Source organism: Chromobacterium sp. HL1, assembly GCF_057418835.1.
Genome location: NZ_CP162399.1, coordinates 5191653 through 5209692, shown reverse-complemented (window position 1 = coordinate 5209692; position 18040 = coordinate 5191653). Strand labels below are relative to the sequence as shown.

Genomic DNA, 18040 nt, shown 5'->3' with positions numbered 1-18040 from the left:
ACGGCCTACTTGAAGCTGGCCCAGCCGCTCATCCCCGGCAGCAGGCTGGCGCCGTTGCCCTCGATGACGCCCACCGCGAGGATGGACTGGCTGACCGGATCGATCTGCGCGCCCAGGCGTTCTATCCTGGCCGGGAAACTGGCGCCCAGTTCGTCCACCGCCACGGTGAACTTGCTGCCGGGCTTGAGTTTGGCCAGCCATTTGGACGGCACCAGCATGCGCAGTTCCAGCGAGCCGGAATCGACGATGTCCAGCACCGGGTTGCCGGGGCTGACGTATTGATGCACGGCGGCGATGCGGCGCGCCACGCGGCCGTTGAACGGCGCGCTGATCACGCATTTGCCGACTATGGTCTGCATATAGCTGGCGTCGGCGGCCGCTTCCTTGGCCTTGCCCTGGGCCTGGGCCACGTCCAGTGCGCCGGCGGAATTGAGCTTGGCCAGCTGGTTGTTGACCTTGAGCAGCTGGCTGGCGGCCTCCAGCGAAGCCTGGGATTTGCGCAGCTGGGCGCGATAGCTGCCGCAGTCGAACTGCACCAGCGCCTGACCCTTGCTGAAGCTGGCGCCCTCTGGCACCGGCAAGGCCGCGATCTTGGCCGCCACTTCGCCGGACAGGGTGACGGCGTTGCGCGCCATCAGCTGCACGCGGATGCGGCCGTCGCTGGCGTTGGTCACCGGCGCCGCCGGCGGCTTGGGCTTGGCCGGCGGCGTGGCCGCCTGGGCGCAGGCGGCCGCCAGCAGGCAGGCCGTGGCCCTCAGAACCGTCAACTTCATGGCTTGCTCCCCGCCACCTGCCCCTGCCAACGCGTTTCCGCGCCCTTGAAGGCGGCGGCCAAAGCCGGCAGATCATAGCTGGCGGTGCTTTCCGGCAACGGGTCCATCCCCAGGCTGGAACCCATCTGGCCGTAGGCGTTTTGCAGATCGCCGTAGCTCTGGTACAGCCTCAGCGTGGAGAACACCGCGTTGGCGTCGGCCAGGATCGCCGGCAGGCGGCCTTGCACGCCGCTGTCGGTGGCGTTGCGGTTCTGCACGTAGATGCGCTGTTCCACGTCGTTGAGTTCTTGTTCCAGCCCGAACTGGCGCGAGCGGCCTTTGAGATCGAGGTAGGCCACGTGCACCTGGGTCAGCACCGCCATGTTCAAGGCCATGCGCTGGGTCTTGGCCACTTGCAGCTGGGCGTCGGCGGCCTTGGTGATCGGCCCGGCGCTAAACAGATTGAGCAGGTTCCAGCTGATGCGCAGGCCGGCGTCGCTCCAGGAGTTGTTGACCAGGAATTTATTGCTGTCGTAGTTCTGTCCGATGCTGAATTCCAGGCCCGGCAGCAGCTTGGCGATGGCCTTGCGGGTTTCGGTGACGCCGATGCGTTCGTTGTAGCGCGCCTCGTTCAGCTCCGGCCGGTTCAGCAAGGCCATTTCTTCCATCTGCTCCAGCTTCAGGCCCAGCGTCGGAGTGGGCAGCCCTGCGGGCACCGCCACCTTGAAATCGGTGCCGGGCGGCACGTTCATGATGGCGGCCAGCTTGGGCTTGGCCTGGGCCAGCGCGTTGCGGATCATGCCCATCTGGCGGATCACGTCCAGCAGTTGGCGACGGTAGTTCAGCGCCTCCAGCGGCGCGCGCAGTTTCTGCTTCTCCACCTGCCGCGCGTCTTCCAGCGCGCGGTTGGTTTCCGCCAGCAGCGCGTCGATGCGGCCTTCCAGCTGCTGCGCGCCCACCGCCTGCCACCAGGCTTCGCGCACTTGCTGCATCAGCTGCTGCGCCACTTTGCGCTTGCGCTGTTGCAGGATCAGCATGCGGTCGGACTGCTGTTGGGCGGTGTAATAGCTGACGCCGAAGTCCAGCACGTTCCAGCTCAGATTAAGGTCGGCGGTATGGCTGCGCTTCTCCGAGGAGATAGACGGCACCAGCGATTGTTCGCCGGTGGCCACGTTCTGGGACGAGGACGCGTTGTCCTTGTTGCGGGCGGTGTAGCCGGCCGCCAGCGCCAGCTTGGGCAGCATGTCCAGGCTGGACAAGTCCAGTTGGCGCTGCGCCATCGCCTCTTCCATCAGCTTGACCCGGTAATCCAGGTTGTACTTCAGCGCGCGCGCCATCGCCTCTTGCAAGGTCACCGGCCCGGCCAAGGGCTCCTGGCTGCCGAACATGGCCTGGCGGTCCGCCGCCAGCGTGGCCTGGCGGTCGCTCAGGCTCATCGGCGCGGGCGTGACCGCGCAGCCGGTCAAGGCCAGCGCCGTCAGCGCGGCCAGCGTTGAATAAACGCCGCGGCCGGCCCCTCCCCCCTGTGTTGCTTTCTTCATATCGTCCCCTGTGCGGTTTGTTGGTTTAGTGGCTCGCCGGCTAGGACCTTGCGGTCAAACCGCGTCCTCCGCCTGCAGCCATCCGGCGATCTGCTGATCGAAGGCGGGCTTGCCGTGCTGGCGGAACTGCTCGTGCAGGGCCGGCTTGCCGGCCGCCGCTGCTTTTTCCGTCGCCGCGGCCGCCTGCTCGCCCGCGCCGGTTTTCAACTGCATATGGGTGACGCCGCGGTGGCCGTTCTGGTCGCTGACCGTCACTTCCAGAGACAAGGAACGGTTCCAGCCCGCCGGCGGCGTGCCGCTGAAACGACCGGTCTGCGGATCGAACTTCAGCCAGGCCGGCAGCGGCTGGCCATTGCTCTGCCGCACCTGGATGTTCAGCACCGCGTCCGGATTGCGGGTGATCACCGTGCCGGGCGGCAGGCTGAAGTTGAAACCCTGTCCGGCCACCAGCGGCCGCACGCCCAGATCCGGCATCACTTGCAACGGGGCGCCGGAGGTGCCGCCCAGATTGGAAACAAAGGGCAGGCCGGCGTTGCCGCGGCCAAACGGCTCGCTGGGCGTCGGCGCGAAGCGGTCCTGGCCGAAGGCAAGCTGGATGGGGTTGCTCGTCTGCGGCCCCGCCGGGCCCTGCGGCGTCGGCGCGGCGCCCGGCCCGTTGCCGTTGCCCGCGCCGCTCACCGCGGCCAGCACGATATTGGGCGTGATGGGCGCGATATTGATGACCGGCGCCGCATTGGGCGGCAGCGGCGCGTCCGCCGGCGGCACAGGCTGGATCGGCGGGGGCGTCTCTGTCCTTGCGCTGCGCAACTGGTAAGCCGGCGCCACCGTTTGCTGCTGGGTCACATTGCCGGCCAGGTCCGCCGCCGCGCCGGATTTGAGCGCCAGCGCCACCGAGCCCACGCCGCTGACCCCGGTCAATTGCACCACGTAGTGGCTGTCGCTGATGCGGACGATATTGCCGATGCCGGCGCTGGCGCTGCCGCTGGTGATCACGCTCAGATCGCCGGCGCTCAGGCCGACGATGGGTTTGTTCAACACCAGGTCGTAACGCAGGCTGCCGGCGACGCCGGAGGCCGGGTCCAAGCGGGTGAAGGACTGCGGCGCCGGCGCGGTGGTGTCCACGACAACGGTGAACGAGGCCGACTGCGCGCTGATGTTGCCGGCCGCGTCGGTGGCCGTGGCGCGCACGCTGTGGCTGCCGTCCGCCAGCGCCTGGCTCAGATTGAACAGCCAGACGCCGCCGCCGTCGGCGGTGGCGGTGCCTACCTGCACGCCGTCGATGAACACGGCCACCTTGCTGCCCGCCTCGGCCAGACCGGTGACGCTGGGGCGGTTGACGTTGGTGATGCCGTCGCGGTTGCTGGAGCCGCTGTCGGTGGCCAGGCTCAGACCGGTATTGGCCGGGCTGTCCGGCGCCACGGTGTCCACCGTGATGATGTAGGCCGTCGATTGGCCGCTGGCGTTGCCGGCCAGATCAGTGGAGGTGGTGCGGATGCTGTGATTGCCGTCCGCCAAGGCGCTGCTCAGGTTGTAACTCCACACCCCGCTGCCGTCCGCCGTCGCCGTGCCCACCGCTGTGCCGTCCACATACACCGTGACCGTGCTATTGGCTTCCGCCGTACCGGTAATCGTCGGCTGGTTGTTGCCGGTAATGCCGTCGCTGTGGCTGGACCCGGTATCGGTGGCGCTGCTCAAGCCAACGCCGCTGGGCGCGGCAGGCGCACTGGTATCCACGGTGATGCTGCGCGAGGTGGACTGGCCGCTGGCGTTGCCGGCCAGGTCGGTCGCAGTGGCGCGGATGCTGTGATTGCCATCGCTCAAGGGCGTAGAGATGCTATAGCTCCAGGCTCCGCTGCCGTCCGCCGTCGCCGTACCCACCGCTGTGCCGTCCACGTACACCGTCACCGTGCTATTGGCTTCTGCCGTGCCGGTAATCGTCGGCTGGTTGTTGCCGGTGACGCCATCGCTGTGGCTGGAACCGGTATCAGTAGCGCTGCTTAGGCCAACGCCGCTAGGTGCGGCAGGCGCCGCGGTATCCACGGTAATGCTGTAAGCCGTCGACTGGCCGCTGGTGTTGCCGGCCAGGTCGGTCGATGTGGTGCGGATGCTGTGATTGCCATCGCTCAGGGGCGTGGCGATGTTATAGCTCCAGGCTCCGCTGCCGTCCGCCGTCGCCGTGCCCACCGCCGTGCCGTCCACGTACACCGTCACCGTGCTATTGGCTTCCGCCGTGCCGGTAACCGTGGGCTGATTGTTGCCGGTGACGCCGTCGCTGTGGCTGGACCCGGTATCGGTGGCGCTATTCAGCCCCACACCGGACGGCGTGGACGGCGCGCTGGTGTCGATCACCACGTTGAAGGCGCTGGATTGGCCGCTGCTGACGCCGCCGCTGCTGACCACGGCGGTGATGGCGTGCGCGCCGGAACTCAGGCTGGAGACAAAGCTGTAACTCCAGGCCCCGCTGCCGTCCGCGACCGTGCTGTCGATAGGCACCCCGTCCACATAGATGATGACAAGGCTGTTGGCGATCCCGGTGCCGGTCACCGTGGGCGTGGCGTTGCTGGTGACGCCGTCGCTATGGCTGCTGCCGGTGTCGGTGCCGCTGGTCAGGCCGGAGACGCTGGGCGGCATCAGTTGCAAGGCTATGTTGCGGGTGACCGCCGCGCTGTTCTTGGTGCCATCGTTGACGGTGAAGCTGACGGTGCGGGTGGCGGTGTTGGGCGAGCCGGCGGTGTCGATGTAAGTGACCGCGCGCAGCGCCGCCTGCCATTGCGCCAAGGTGGCCGTGGCGCCGCTGGACGTCAGCGTCAGCACCCCGGTGCCGGCGTTGTAACTGGCCGTGATATTGCCCATGGTGCTGCCGTTGTTGGTGAAGGCCAGCACGTCCTCGCCGCTTTGGAAGTTGCCGCTAATCGCCACCGTGGCGCTGGCCAGGGTGGTGTTGTCCAGATCCGACACGGTCAGGCCGCCGTCCACCGGCGTGGCGGCGCCGCCCACCACATAGGCCCCGGCGCTGCCGGTGGTGGTGGCGACAGGCGTTTGATCCGTGGCCGCCACGGTGACGGAACGCGTCGTCGCCGCGCTGTCCTTGCTGCCGTCGTTGACGCTGAAACTGATGGTGCGGGTGGCGGTATTGGGCGTCACCGCGGTGTCGGTGTAGGTGACCGCGCGCAAGGCCGCCTGCCATTGCGCCAGCGTGGCCGTGGCGCCGCTGGACGTCAGCGTCAGCACCCCGGTGCCGCTGTTGTAGCTGGCGCTGATGTTGCCGAAGGTGACGCTATTGGTGTTGCTGAAGGCCAGCACGTCCTGGCCGCTCTGGAAGTTGCCACTGATGGACACCGTGGCGCTGGCCAGCGTGGTGTTGTCCAGATCGCTGACCGTGATGCCGGAGTCCACCGCCACCGGCGTGGACGTGGTGTTGTCCCCCGCGGTGAAGGCCGCGCTGCCGCCGCTGGCGGTGGCGATAGGGGTTTGGTCCGTCGCCGCCACAGTCACGCCGCGGGTCACCGCGCCGCTGTTCTTGCTGCCGTCGTTGATCTGGAAGCTGACGGTGCGGGTGGCGGTGTTGGGCGTCACCGCGGTGTCGGTGTAGGTGACCGCGCGCAGCGCCGCCTGCCATTGCGCCAAGGTCGCCGTGGCGCCGCTGGACGTCAGCGTCAGCACCCCGGTGCCGCTGTTGTAGCTGGCGGTGATATTGCCCATAGTGCTGCCGTTGTTGGTGAAGGCCAGCACGTCCTGGCCGCTCTGGAAATTGCCGCTGATCGACACCGTGGCGCTGGCCAAGGTGCTGTTGTCCAGATCGCTGACCGTGAGGCCGGGATCCACCGCCACCGGCGTGGACGCGGTGTTGTCGCCGGCGGTGAAGACCGCGCTGCCGCCGCTGGCGGTGGCGATAGGCGTTTGATCCGTGGCCGTCACCGTCACCGAGCGCGTGGCCACGCCGCTGCTGGCGCTGCCGTCGTTGACCTGGAAGCTGACGGTGCGGGTGGCGGAATTGGGCGTCACCGCCGTATCGGTGTAAGTGACCGCGCGCAAGGCCGCCTGCCATTGCGCCAAGGTGGCGCTGCCGCCGCTGGAGCTCAGCGTCAGCACCCCGGTGCCGGCGTTGTAGCTGGCGGTGATATTGCCCATGGTGCTGCCGTCGTTGGTAAAGGCCAGCACGTCCTGCCCGCTCTGGAAATTGCCGCTGATGGACACCGTGGCGCTGGCCAGCGTGGGGCCGGCGTTATTGCTCACCGTGATGCCGGAATCCACCGCCACCGGGGTGGACGCGGTGTTATCGCCGGCGGTGAAGGCCGCGCTGCCGCCGCTGGTGGTCACCACCGGCACCACCGCCACGCTGACGGTGGACGCCACGGCCAGCGTGGTGGTGTCCACGCCGCCGTTGCTGGTGCCGCCGTTGTCCTTGACGCTGGTCAGCGTCACCACCCGGTTGCCGATGGAGGGGCTGCCGTTGCTGTCGCGATAGGTGATGCCGTTGATCACGCTGGCCGCGGTGCTGCCGGAAACGCCGCTGCTGCTGATGGACACCGTGGCGGTGCCGCCGGACACCGAGACGGTGACGCTCAGGCCGTTGCCGCTGGTGGTGACCGAGTTGCCGTTGGTCAGCGCCACATTGCTGCCGTCTATGGACAGGATTTCGCTGCTGCCGTCTTGCAGGCCGGACACGGTCAGCGTCAGCAGGATCACGCTCTGGCTGGATTCGACGGCGCTGACGCTGGCGCCGCTGAACACCGTCACCGCGGAGCCGCCCATCGTGAAGGTGGGATTGGAGGCGGTGGCGCTGCCGGTGGGCGCGTCGTTCACCGCGGCCACCGCCACCGTCACATTGCTGGAGCCGGTGCCGCCGCGGCCGTCGTTGACGCTGACGTTGATGGTGCGGGTGGCGGTGTTGGGATCGTTGCTGCTGTTGTTGTAAGTCAGCGCCGCCAGCAGGGTGGCCACCCGCGACGGGGTGGCGTTGCTGTTGAAGGTGACGATCAGATCATGGCCGCCCACGCCGTCGCCGTTGCTGGCGATCACGCCTATGCTCACGCCGCCCACCGTCACCACGCTGCCCACGCTGGTGCCGCTGGACAGGGACACCGAGCCGCTGGTGTCGACGCCCAGCACATCCTGGCCGCTCTGGCCGTTGGCGGAGATGTGCACGGTCAGATTGCCGCTGTTGAAGTTGGGGGTGTCGCTGTCCGTCACCGTGACCGCGGTGCCCACGTCCAGTTTCACCGCCCCGCCTTTCTCGGTGAAAGTGGGGTTGTCGCCGTTGAGGTTGCCGATCACCGGCGCGGAATCCGCCGCCACCGTCACCGTCTTGGTCACCGCGCTGCTGTTGATCGCGCCGTCGTTGATGGCGAAGCTGATGGTGCGGTTGCCGGTATTGGGCGACAGCGAGCTGTCGGAATAAGTCACCGCGCGCAAGGCCGCCTGCCATTGAGCCAGCGTGGCCGTGGCGCCGCTGGACGTCAGCGTCAGCACCCCGGTGCCGCTGTTGTAGCTGGCGGTGATATTGCCCATGGTGCTGCCGTTGTTGGTGAAGGCCAGCACGTCCTGGCCGCTCTGGAAGTTGCCGCTGATGGACACCGTGGCGCTGGCCTGGGTGCTGCTGTCGGAGTCGGACAGGGTGATGCCGCTGTCCACCGTCACCGCGGTGCCGGTGCCGCTGCTGTAGGCGCTGGAGCCGCCGCTGGCGGTCAGCGTCGGCGCAAAGCCGAAATTGATGGCGTTGATGGCGCCTATGCCTATCATGCCCGTCACATTATGGCCGCTGGCCGCCAACACCCGGAAGGAATCGATGCCCTGGAAGGCGCTATTGCCGGACACGTTGAAAGTCACCAGCCCGCCGCTGCCTTGCAGCGCGTCGCCCACGTTCAGCGTCAGCGTCGCCCCGCTGACCGCCACGCCGTTGATATAACCGACCAATTGCAGATTGCCGCCGGAAGTGGCGGAATCGTAGCCGTTCAGCACCACGCCGATGGAGTTCAAGGTAAAGCGGCTGCTGTCGTTGGACTTGACGCTGAAATAGGAGATGGGAATGGTGCCGTCGCTATAGCCGTCCACCGTTTCCGTGGTCACCGAGCCGGCCTTTTCGACAATAATCGTCTGGCCGCCGTTATTGGTGGAGCCCAATTGCAACGTGAAATCCCAGCCCTGGAGGTTGCCGGCGCTCACGGTACTGCCTGAGGGGTTATAGGTGTTGCCGTCCGATGTGGTGAAATCGGTGGTGCCGGTTACCGGCCGCGCCAGCAAGGCGTCGTAGCTGAAATGCAAGGCATCCACGTCGATATGGCCGCTATTGCGCTCCAGCGTCCAGTCTCCGCCCAGGCGCGCCGCGCCGGTGGCGTCGGTGGACGCGGCCACGTCGGCCTGAGTGTAGCGGGACAGCGCGCTGACGAAGGCCGCGCCGCTGCTGCCGGCGGCGATGTCGCAGCCGTAGAGCAGGATGTCGCCGTCGGCGCGCAAGGATTGGCCTATTGTTTTCAGGTCCGCCTGGCGGCTGTCCAGCTTGGCCGTGGTCAGTTCCATGTTGCCCAGCATCAAATCCCCGCTCTGACCGTGGGAAATGATGTGGATGGCGGCGTAGCCATGGTGGGTTTTGGCCCACTCGGCGATCTGGCTCAGGCCGTCCTTGCCGGCGTTGAGCACCACCACCTCCATGCCGGCCGGCATTTGCGCCAGCAGGCTTTGGTAATTGGCGACATTGGATTCGACGAACACCACCTGCTTGGGCGGCGCGGTCGGCGCCAGCGCCGCTGCGAGCTTCTCCGCCAGACGCTCCACCGCGGCCGATCGCGGCGCTTCCGTCTGCGCCGGGCGTTCCGCCGGAAGCGGCGCGTCCGCATGCGCCGAGGCGGCGGCGGCCGTGGCGGCCGCCGCGCCGTCGAACATCAACCTGGGCTCCAGAGCCTGCAACAGCAGGCGCGAGCGCTTGAGAGCCGGTGTCTTCTTGTCACTGCCTTGCGATTGCCCCGCTGATTTCCACCACCCCATCACGCTCTCCCGGATTATTTCGGCTTAAGCGGCTGTTCAACATCTTGCGAGCAAGAGCGAGACAAGGCGAAGACGGCAGAGAAGGCGGAATGTACATACGGTACATAGGCCTTTCTTAAGACGTATCCGCCCGCTGACGCTTCACCAAGCGCAACAAGCATTGAACAGACGCCAAGACCCAGATCGAACCACGCTTGCGACTACATCCCAAAAGCTGCTTAGCGGATTAGAACCTGTATCAAAGCAAAAATAAATGACAATTAAATAAATTCGAATCAGAACAACAGCGACACCGTAACAAACCGGGCAGCCGGCAAGCTGACAAAAGCTGTCAAGCGCGACCAAGAAGCCCCCTCTTTAAAAAATAGTTGTTCCTCACGCGAAGTAAGCTAAGTGCAAATACGTAGCACACATGATATTTGTTCAACATATTCAAAATCCCCCGGCTTGCCCTCGCCCGCCGCATCCCGTATCGTTCGTCCGCCGTCCGCCCATCCAAGGATTTTTCCATGCCCGCCACCCCGCTGTACTGCGCCCGTCCCGACCGCCTGGACGCCGCCCGCCTGTTGAGCCAGCGCTTCGCTCTGCCGCTGCTGGAACAACGGCCGGAGCAGGGCTATTGGCTGGAATTGGGCGAACAAAGGCTGGAACTGCTGACCACCGGCAAGCACGGCGCGGTGTATGCGGAATTCGTCGAGGGCGCGGCCAAACATCGGCGCGAACAGGGCGGCGGCCGCGGCCAACCGGTGGCCAAGGCCATCGGCCTGAAAGGCGCCAAGGAACTGCCCTATGTGGTGGACGCCACCGCCGGCCTGGGCCGCGACAGCTTCGTGCTGGCCGGGCTGGGCTGCCGCGTCACCCTGGTGGAGCGCTCGCCGGTGGCCGCCGCGCTGCTGGCCGACGCGCTGGAACGCGCCGCCGGCCACCCGGACACCGCCGACATCGCCGCGCGCATGCATCTGGTGCACGCCAGCTCCATCGCCTGGCTGGCCGCGCTAAGCGAGGCCGAACGCCCGGACGTGGTGTTCGTCGATCCGATGTTCCCGGACACCGACAAGAAAAGCGCCGCCGCCAAGAAGGACATGCAGGCCTTCCAGCAGGTGATAGGCGACGATCAGGACAGCGCCGCGCTGCTGCAAGCCGCCATCGCCGCGGCCAAGAACCGCGTGGTGGTGAAACGGCCGCGGCTGGGCGCGGCCATCGAGGGCGTGAAGCCGTCCGCGGTGCTGGACGGAAAATCCACCCGTTTTGATCTTTACGTGATCAAGGCCTTGCATCCAATTCAGGGCTGACGCCATCGGGCGCTTGCGCCCGCTCGTTCATCCCATAATCCCGCAACACCGCCGCCACCCGCAGCCGGTAATCGGCGAACAAGGCCTCCCGACCCTGCCGCTGCGCCGCGCGGTGCGGCTCCAGCCGCCGCCAGGCCGCCACCGACGCCTCGTCGCGCCAGAACGACAGCGACAGCATCTTCTCCGGCCGATTCAGACTGACGAAGCGCTCGATCGACAGGAAACCGTCCGCCTCCGCCAGCTCCCGCCCCAGGCGCTCCGCCCAAGCCAGATAACCATCCCGGCCGCCTTCGGCCAGCTCCACCTCGAAAATCACCGCAATCATTCCGTTCTCCCTTTCTCGCCATAAAGGCGCACCCGCGCGTTGGGCAGCCGGCGAAAACGCGCCGCCGCCGTCAAATCTTGCCAATCCGGCTGCGCCGCCGCCAATGCCGCCAGGCCGCCGCGCGCGATCTCCAGCGCCAGCGCCCGGCCCGGGCAGGCATGCCGGCCGGCGCCGAACATCAAGGCCTCGCCCGGCCCGGCCGGGTCCAAAGCCGCCGCGGCCAACACCACCAATACCGAAGCGCCGGCCGGCACCGTCTGGCCGCCATAGGACCAATCCCGCGCGACGAAACGGCGAGTGTTGTGCAAGACCGGGTCCCGCAAGGCCAGCCCATCCCACTCCGCCGCCGCGCCCGCCGCCAGCGGCCGGCCCTGGGCCTGATGCCAGACCGCGGCGGCGAACAGGCCGGCGCCGGCGTCCAGGCTCTGGAACAGCAGGCCGATCACATTCGCCGTCAGCGTCGCCTCATCCGGAGCCAATTCATTCTTCAGCTCAGCCAGCATGCCGCCGGCCTGCGGCAGCGCCTCCGCCACTCGCGCCTGCAAAGCCGTCAAGGCCCGCTCTCCGCGCGCCAGCGCCTCTACATCGGCATCCGCCGCCAACGCTTGCGACACCGCCGCCACCTCCGCGACCAAGGCCGGCGCGTCCGCCGCCGGCAGACCCAACAAGCCGGCCAGCGTCAGCACCGGCAGGCCCTGCGCCATCCGGTCCAGCACCTCGCCGTTCAAAGGCTCGCGCGCCAGCCAGTCCCGCGCCAGGCTTTCCGACAAGCGCCCGGCCTCCGCGCCCGCCGCCGTCGCCAAGGCCCGGCTCAAAGCCGCCTTCAGCGCCGGATGGCGCGGCGCCTCGCTCATCCGCGCCCACAGACAGAACGTGCGCGCCAAGCCGCCGTCGCCCAACTGCGGCGCCGCAGCCTGATCCAGCGGCCGCACCCGGCACTCCGGCGCGGCCAACACCGCCTGCGCCGCCGCGTGGCCGGCCGCCACCCACACGCCCAGGCCGGCGTCAAAATACAGCGGCCGCCGCTGCGCCAGATCCCGGTAATAGGGATAGGGATGGGTGTGAGTCACCGCCGCCAGCGGGTCCAAAGGCCAAGCGCTCATATCGCCTCCATCAGGTAAAGCCGCCGCGTCAGTTCCACGCAGCGGGCACGCGAACTAGCCGCCCGCTCATGCGGCGCAAACGGCGCCGCCACCCCGTCCAGCGCCGTCACCGCCCAGGCCAGGCGCTCGCGCCGGGCCGGGTCCAGCGCGGGCCGGCGTTGCCGCTCGGTCAGCGCGTCGATCAAGGACACCAGCGCCTCCTTCTGCGCAATCTCCCCCGGCAAGCCGGCGCGGGTGCACACCCCGTAACTGCCGGCCAGGAAATCCCGCCACGCCGCCTCTAGGTCCGGCTCCGCCTCGGCTGACGGCAATTCCAGCGCCGCCAGCCCGGCGCGCCACTGCCGGCCGAAACAGGCGCGCAGGCGCTCCGGATCGCCGTCCAAGGCCAGCGCCTGGCCCAGCCAGCACAACATGCCCTGCGGATACCAGGCCGACTCCGCGCTCAGCGCCGCCGCGCCCATGCAGGACGCCGCCTCCCCGCTCAGCGTCAGCCGGTAGGACGGCCACGGCGCCGCGCCGGCCCGCTGCCAGCCGCGCAGGGTGTCCAGGCTCACGCCGCTGCGCGCCAGCAAGGCCGGCTCGCTCAGAAAATGGCTATGCAGATAACCCAGCAAATCCTCCACTCCCGCTCTCCTTGTTCAAGCTTGACGATGGGTTTATCGTAGCCAGCGGCACCCGCCAAAGTTTCAGCCGAGGATGAACCATGCTTGCAGCCCCACACGACCGCATACCCGACATCAGCCGCCTGGCCAGCCTGCTGGCCGACCCCGGCCGCGCGCTGATGCTGCTGCTCTTGCAAGACGGCCGCCTCTACCCGGCCAGCGATCTGGCCCAGGCCGCCGGCCTGTCGCCGCAAGCGGCCAGCAACCATCTGGCCAAGCTGCTGCACGGCCAGGCGGTGCGGGTGGAACAGCGCGGCCGCCACCGCTATTACGGCCTGGCCAGTACGGCCATCGCCCACGCGCTGGAAGCGCTGTCCGCCGCCGCCGGCGAAAGCCGGAGCGCGGTGCGCCCCAAGGGCAATGCCGACATCCGCCTGGCGCGCAGCTGCTACGACCACCTCGCCGGCCGGCTGGGCATCGCCGTCGCCGACTTCCTGCAACAGCAGCAACTGCTGCAACGGCGCGAGGAGCGCGAGTTCGCGGTGACGCCGGCTGGCGCGGACTGGCTGGCGGCGCGGCTGGACATTCAACTGGCCGGCATCGCCCGCCCGCGCCGGCCCTTGGCGCGCGCCTGCCTGGACTGGAGCGAGCGCCGCGACCACATCGCCGGCAGCCTGGGCGCGGCCTTGTGCCAGGCCTTCTTGCTGCGCGGCCTGACCGAGCGCCGCAGCGACAGCCGCGCCTTGCGGATCACGCCGGCCGGTTATGCCTTCTTGAAACAGGAATGTGGAGTGGGCAGCGAGCAGTTGCGGGGGGATTAAAGCAGTTTGCGCGAGGGGGCGCGGCGGATGAGTCCTTGGGCAGTGTCGGCGGAGGATATCCTCCCACCCAAGCAAACCATCCGCCCTAGGGCGGAGCGCAGCGATGCCCACGCGGAAACGCGATGGAATCGATGCTTGGGTCTTGGCGGCGGGCTTTGGTGGGTATCGCCTATCGGCTCCACCCACCCTACAAATACCCCCGACCAAACCATCCGCCGTAGGGTGGGTGGAGCGTAGCGATACCCACGCGGAAACGCGATGGGATTGATGCTTGGGTCTTGGCGGCGGGTTTTGGTGGGTATCGCCTATCGGCTCCACCCACCCTACAAATACCCCCGACCAAACCCCCTGCCGTAGGGTGGGTGGAGTGCAGCGATACCCACGCGGAAACGCGATGGGATCGATGCTTGGGTCTTGGCAGCGGGCTTTGGTGGGTATCGCCTTTCGGCTCCACCCACCCTACAAATACCCCCGACAAAACCATCAGCCGTAGGGTGGGTGGAGCGCAGCGATGCCCACGCGGCAACGCGATGGAACCGATGCTTGGACCTTGGCGGCGGGGTTTGGTGGGTATCGCCTACGGCTCCTCCCACCCTACAAATACCCCCGACCAAACCATCCGCCGTAGGGTGGGTGGAGCGCAGCGATACCCACCGCAAGGCGTTTAGCTGTTTCGCAGGCGGATGCGGCGGAAGCGCGCTTCCAGGCTGAAGCGCTGTCCCAGCGCCAGGTAGATCTGGTGCTGGCTGTCTACATGGCGGTAGACCCGGACCCGGTCGGCGCCCAGCAGCATCATGATTTCCAGATAGTTGAAAAAGCCCATCCACTGGCCGCGTCCGTCGCGGTCGTCAAAATCGATGTCGCGCGCCACGCGGCTCAGCAGGCCTTTGCCGACGTATTCACGATTGTCCTTCAGCCATTGCAACAGGTGAGCCGCGCATTCGCGGCCGTAGGCGTGGTCGGCGAGGAGATCCTTGCTGGGCGTGGGCATTTGCCAGTAATGCGGGTAGGTGCGGCCGGGGCAGAGACGAACAAAGGGAAGCAGGGCTTCCTGCTGTTCCAGCGAGTGCAGTTTGTAGCGGCGGCGACGGGGGAAGTTTTGAGCGTGATGCATGGTGTTTCTCCTGCTGTGACACAAGATAAACCACCTGCCGGGCGAGGCTGAGGTATTGGCAGGCGCGTGGCAGGATTGGCGTACCGGGCTTAAACCAAACCGGTGAGTGCATGGCACTCTCCCACCATGCGCCTGCCAAATGGCGCGGCCATGGTAAAGCAGCCCGCGCTGTATCCAGCGAGGGCCAGTTGGTTTAAGCGGACGGGACGCCAATCCCGTGTGCCGCGTGTGGGCGGCAACGTGGGGATTGTTGCCGAGGGGGCGGTTGGGGTCAAGGTGGGGTGGTTGGTTTGCTTGAGCGTGGCTTACTTGTTGAGTGATCTGGTTTTGAATCCGCTGCGCGGATGATGGTTTTCATTGCCGGGGCTGCCCGGCAGGCAGGAAGGGGAACAACTCGGCCAAATTCCCTATCACTGAGCGAATCAAAGATTCGCACGTAGACACCCCAAAGGCCGCCCTGCAAGCCTGGCCTACGGCTTCCCGCCGGGTCCCGTCAGGCCCGAGGCGCGGCTGAACTCGCGATTTGCTAACGTCAAATCGCTCAAACAGGGCAGCCGCTTAAAACCTCGGGCCTGCCACCCGGCGGCAGGCTTGAAGGGACCAGGGGCGCGTCGGATACATGCTTTCTTTTAGGGAGCTAGGCTTATCCACAGACAAGAGCAATGGGGTCAAGTTATTCACAGAAATGACCCACTTCGCTAAACCACCTCTCTTATTCAAAAAAGACCACCTTGTGTAGCGCCCAAGTGTCCCCTCGGGGCGCGCCGGAGAAAAAGGGGTCTGCAAGGTTTTAAGCGGCTGCTTTGTTTGAGCGATTTGACGCTAGCAAATCGCGAGTTCAGCCGCGCCTTGCAGGCCCCTTTTTCTTCGGGGTTTCGCGTCCTGGGGGACGAGGGGGGCTGGAAGGGGGCGGCGGCCCGCCCCCTCCCCGTTCGCCGCGCGGAAAGCGGCACCTAAATCATCATCCGCGCAGCGGACTCAACAGAAAAGCCCTCACAAATCACAGCGCAATCAAAGGAGGACACATCTCTCCGTGAAAGCAGATTCAACAAAGCAACCCTCTCCAAATACAGAGCAATCTATCGAACACCCCCGCCTCCCCTGCTACACTAAATCCCCGCCATGACCCCGGCATCCCCACCATGCACACCGCCCCCGCCCTCATCATCATCGACATGCAACAAGGCATGAGCCGCCCCGAAGCCGGCCCGCGCAACAACCCCCAGGCCGAAGCCAATATCGCCCAACTGCTGAACGCCTGGCGCCAGGCCGGCGCGCCGCTGCTTCACGTACGCCACATCTCCCGCACCCCCGGCTCGCCGTTCTGGCCCGGACAGCCCGGCGTCGAATTCCAGCCGGCGCTGGCCCCCCTGGCCAGCGAACACGTGATGGAAAAGAACGTGCCGGACGCCTTCGCCCACAGCGGCCTGGAACGCTGGCTGCGCGTACGCGGCATCGAACAACTGCTCATCGTCGGCGTCAGCACCAACAACTCGGTGGAGGCCACCGCCCGCAGCGCCGGCAACCTCGGCTTCCGCACCCTGGTGGCCGCCGACGCCTGCTTCGCCTTCGACAAGGCGGACTACGCCGGCACCCCGCGCAGCGCCGACGAGGTACACTCAATGGCGCTGGCCAATCTGGACGGAGAGTACGCCCGCGTCGTGCTGTGCGCCGACATGCTGCGGCAGCTGCAATAAACCCTGATCAGGAGCCCAACCATGCAATTCGCCTACACCATTCTCTATGTCTCCGACGTCGCCGCCTCGCTGGCCTTCTTTGAAAACGCCTTTGGCATGAAGCGCCGCTTCCTGGACGAATCCGGCGATTACGGCGAGTTGGACACCGGCGCCACCACGCTGGCTTTCGCCGCCCACCCGCTGGGCCGCAGCAATCTGCCGGAAGGCTATGTGGCGGCGGACGCCTCGCCGCTGCCGCTGGGCATGGAGATCGCGCTGACGACCGACGACGTGGCCGCCGCCCACGCCCAGGCCTTGCGCCACGGCGGCGTTGAGCTGCAAGCGCCCTCGCTCAAGCCCTGGGGCCAGACGGTGTCCCATCTGCGTTGTCCGGATGGGCTGCTGCTGGAGCTATGCTCTCCGATCTAAAACGCCAGCCCAACCCCAACAGCAGCACGACTCCGGCCAAGGCGGCCAGCGCCAGTTGCGGCCACGGCCCGGAGCCGCGCAGCGGGAACAAGACAAGCCCGGCGACGATCAGCGGCGCGCACGCCGCCGCGCCCTGGCGCGCCAGCCTTGACGGCAAGCCCTGCCCCAGCCGGACGGCCAGCAGCGCGCCGGTCAAGCACACCCCGGCCAAGGCGGCCAAGGCCAGGCCGGGCAGACCCAGCCAGCGCGGCAGCGTCAGCAACAGCGCGGCGCTCAGCGCGCTGCCGGCCAGTTCCACCGCCAACGGGCCGCGGGTGTCGCCGCCGGCGTAGCAATAGCGCGCCAGCAGCGCGTTCCAGGCGCCGAACACGATACCCGGCGCGTACAGCGCCAGCAGCAGCGGCAGCTCGCTCGCGGCCAAGCCGGCCGGCAGCAGCAGCGTCACCAGCGCCGGCGCGGCGCCGATCAGTCCGGCCGCCGCCGGCAGGGTCAGCAGGCCGCAGGCGGCCAGGCCGCGGTCCAGCAGCCGCAGCCGGTCCGCGTCCTGCGCGCCGCTCATCTTGCTCAACAAGACCTGGTTCAAACTCATCAAGGCGATCAGCGGCAGATTGATCAGCTTGCGCGCCAGATTCAGCAGGGTAATCGTCCCCTCGCCCAGCAGCGAGGCGGCCAGGCGCTCCAACAAGCCCAGGCCCTGGCTGGCGGCCCCGCTGGCCAGCAGCGGCCACAGCCGCCGCCAGACCTGCCGGACATCGCCGCGGCCGGCGCGCAGCCAGGGCCGCCAGCCCAGCCGCCAGTTGCCGGGCAGCAGCGCCGCCGCCATCAACCCGCTGCCGGCCAGAAAGCATTTCGCCAGCGTCGCCGCCGCCGCGGCCGGCCCAGCCCAGTACAGATAGAGCGCCGCCGGCAGATTGAACAGCAGCGAGCCCAGTCCTGCCAGCAGGAAGCGGCCCTGCGCTTGCAACGGCGCCGCCAGCACCGCCTGAGCCAGCAGGCCGGGCGCCAGCCAGGCCAGCCAGCGCAAAGCGGCGGCGGCCGATTCCGCGTGAGCGGCGCCGATGCCGGGGGCCAGCGCCCGCGTCAGCCACGGGGCGGCCAGGCTCAGCAGCGCCGCCAGACCCAAGCCCGCGGCCAGCCAGTGGCGCAGTTGACCGGCCAGCCAAGCGCAGCGCCGCTCCGGCGTCTGCGCTTGCCACAAGGGCAGCAGCGCGGCGGACAGCAAGCCGCCGGCCAGCAGGGTGCGCAAGGCTTCCGGCAGGAACATCGCCACCAGAAAGGCGTCGCTGCGCCCGCCGGCCCCCCAGGCGGCCACCAGCAGCCACTCGCGGGCGAAACCGGCCAGCAGGCCGGCCAGCGTGGCCAGGGTCAAGAGCGCGGCGGAACCGAACATGGGCTCAATGT

At 67.6% G+C, this 18040-nt stretch carries 12 protein-coding genes; 4 read left to right on the top strand and 8 right to left on the bottom strand.

Features of this window, described 5'->3' with window-relative positions; translation table 11 throughout:
- Positions 1-5: 5 nt before the first annotated feature.
- The 3 genes from AB1Z25_RS23770 to AB1Z25_RS23760 are packed head-to-tail and all read right to left on the bottom strand — an operon-like array spanning position 6 to position 9277.
- On the bottom strand, positions 6-773 hold the full coding sequence (locus tag AB1Z25_RS23770; protein ID WP_486636339.1) for an efflux RND transporter periplasmic adaptor subunit: 768 nt from the start codon (positions 771-773) through the stop codon (positions 6-8).
- A complete protein-coding gene (locus AB1Z25_RS23765) occupies positions 770-2293 on the bottom strand; it encodes a TolC family protein (protein ID WP_227106330.1) in 1524 nt (507 codons plus the stop codon). Before AB1Z25_RS23765 ends, AB1Z25_RS23770 begins: the two co-directional genes overlap by 4 nt.
- Positions 2294-2347: 54 nt before the next feature.
- Positions 2348-9277, bottom strand: a complete 6930-nt coding sequence (locus AB1Z25_RS23760) for an Ig-like domain-containing protein (RefSeq protein ID WP_486636338.1) — start codon at positions 9275-9277, stop codon at positions 2348-2350.
- Between the two features lie 509 nt (positions 9278-9786).
- On the opposite strand from AB1Z25_RS23760, the gene AB1Z25_RS23755 reads away from it, so the two are divergent.
- Positions 9787-10569 (top strand): class I SAM-dependent methyltransferase, encoded by a 783-nt coding sequence (locus AB1Z25_RS23755; RefSeq protein ID WP_107801167.1) that lies wholly within the window; start codon positions 9787-9789, stop codon positions 10567-10569.
- Here the strand turns inward: AB1Z25_RS23755 and AB1Z25_RS23750 are convergent.
- From AB1Z25_RS23750 to AB1Z25_RS23740, 3 genes are read right to left on the bottom strand one after another with little or no spacing between them, the layout of a single operon-like run.
- The gene (locus AB1Z25_RS23750) at positions 10541-10894 is read right to left on the bottom strand and encodes an antibiotic biosynthesis monooxygenase family protein (RefSeq protein ID WP_253315746.1); all 354 of its coding nucleotides are present in this window, start codon (positions 10892-10894) and stop codon (positions 10541-10543) included. The two genes, AB1Z25_RS23755 and AB1Z25_RS23750, sit on opposite strands and share 29 nt — an antisense overlap.
- Complete coding sequence (locus AB1Z25_RS23745; protein ID WP_486636337.1) at positions 10891-11997, bottom strand: cytochrome P450 family protein; 1107 nt, start codon at positions 11995-11997, stop codon at positions 10891-10893. The genes AB1Z25_RS23750 and AB1Z25_RS23745 overlap by 4 nt, the downstream gene beginning before the upstream one ends.
- Positions 11994-12620, bottom strand: a complete 627-nt coding sequence (locus AB1Z25_RS23740; protein WP_486636336.1) for a DUF6058 family natural product biosynthesis protein — start codon at positions 12618-12620, stop codon at positions 11994-11996. The genes AB1Z25_RS23745 and AB1Z25_RS23740 overlap by 4 nt, the downstream gene beginning before the upstream one ends.
- An 80-nt stretch (positions 12621-12700) precedes the next feature.
- On the opposite strand from AB1Z25_RS23740, the gene AB1Z25_RS23735 reads away from it, so the two are divergent.
- The gene (locus AB1Z25_RS23735) at positions 12701-13420 is read left to right on the top strand and encodes an ArsR/SmtB family transcription factor (RefSeq protein ID WP_486636335.1); all 720 of its coding nucleotides are present in this window, start codon (positions 12701-12703) and stop codon (positions 13418-13420) included.
- A 664-nt stretch (positions 13421-14084) separates the two neighbouring features.
- Here the strand turns inward: AB1Z25_RS23735 and AB1Z25_RS23730 are convergent.
- Positions 14085-14534: a hypothetical protein gene (locus tag AB1Z25_RS23730; protein ID WP_486636334.1), complete on the bottom strand. Its 450-nt coding sequence runs from the start codon at positions 14532-14534 to the stop codon at positions 14085-14087.
- A 1142-nt stretch (positions 14535-15676) separates the two neighbouring features.
- Between AB1Z25_RS23730 and AB1Z25_RS23725 the strand changes: the two genes are divergently transcribed.
- Both AB1Z25_RS23725 and AB1Z25_RS23720 read left to right on the top strand, forming a co-directional pair.
- Positions 15677-16231, top strand: coding sequence for a cysteine hydrolase family protein (locus tag AB1Z25_RS23725; RefSeq protein ID WP_227106314.1), 555 nt, complete (start codon positions 15677-15679; stop codon positions 16229-16231).
- Between the two features lie 21 nt (positions 16232-16252).
- Positions 16253-16639 (top strand): VOC family protein, encoded by a 387-nt coding sequence (locus AB1Z25_RS23720; protein WP_227106312.1) that lies wholly within the window; start codon positions 16253-16255, stop codon positions 16637-16639.
- Here AB1Z25_RS23720 and AB1Z25_RS23715 read toward each other — a convergent pair.
- On the bottom strand, positions 16563-18029 hold the full coding sequence (locus tag AB1Z25_RS23715; RefSeq protein ID WP_486636333.1) for a lipid II flippase MurJ: 1467 nt from the start codon (positions 18027-18029) through the stop codon (positions 16563-16565). The genes AB1Z25_RS23720 and AB1Z25_RS23715 overlap by 77 nt on opposite strands.
- Positions 18030-18040 lie beyond the last annotated feature (11 nt).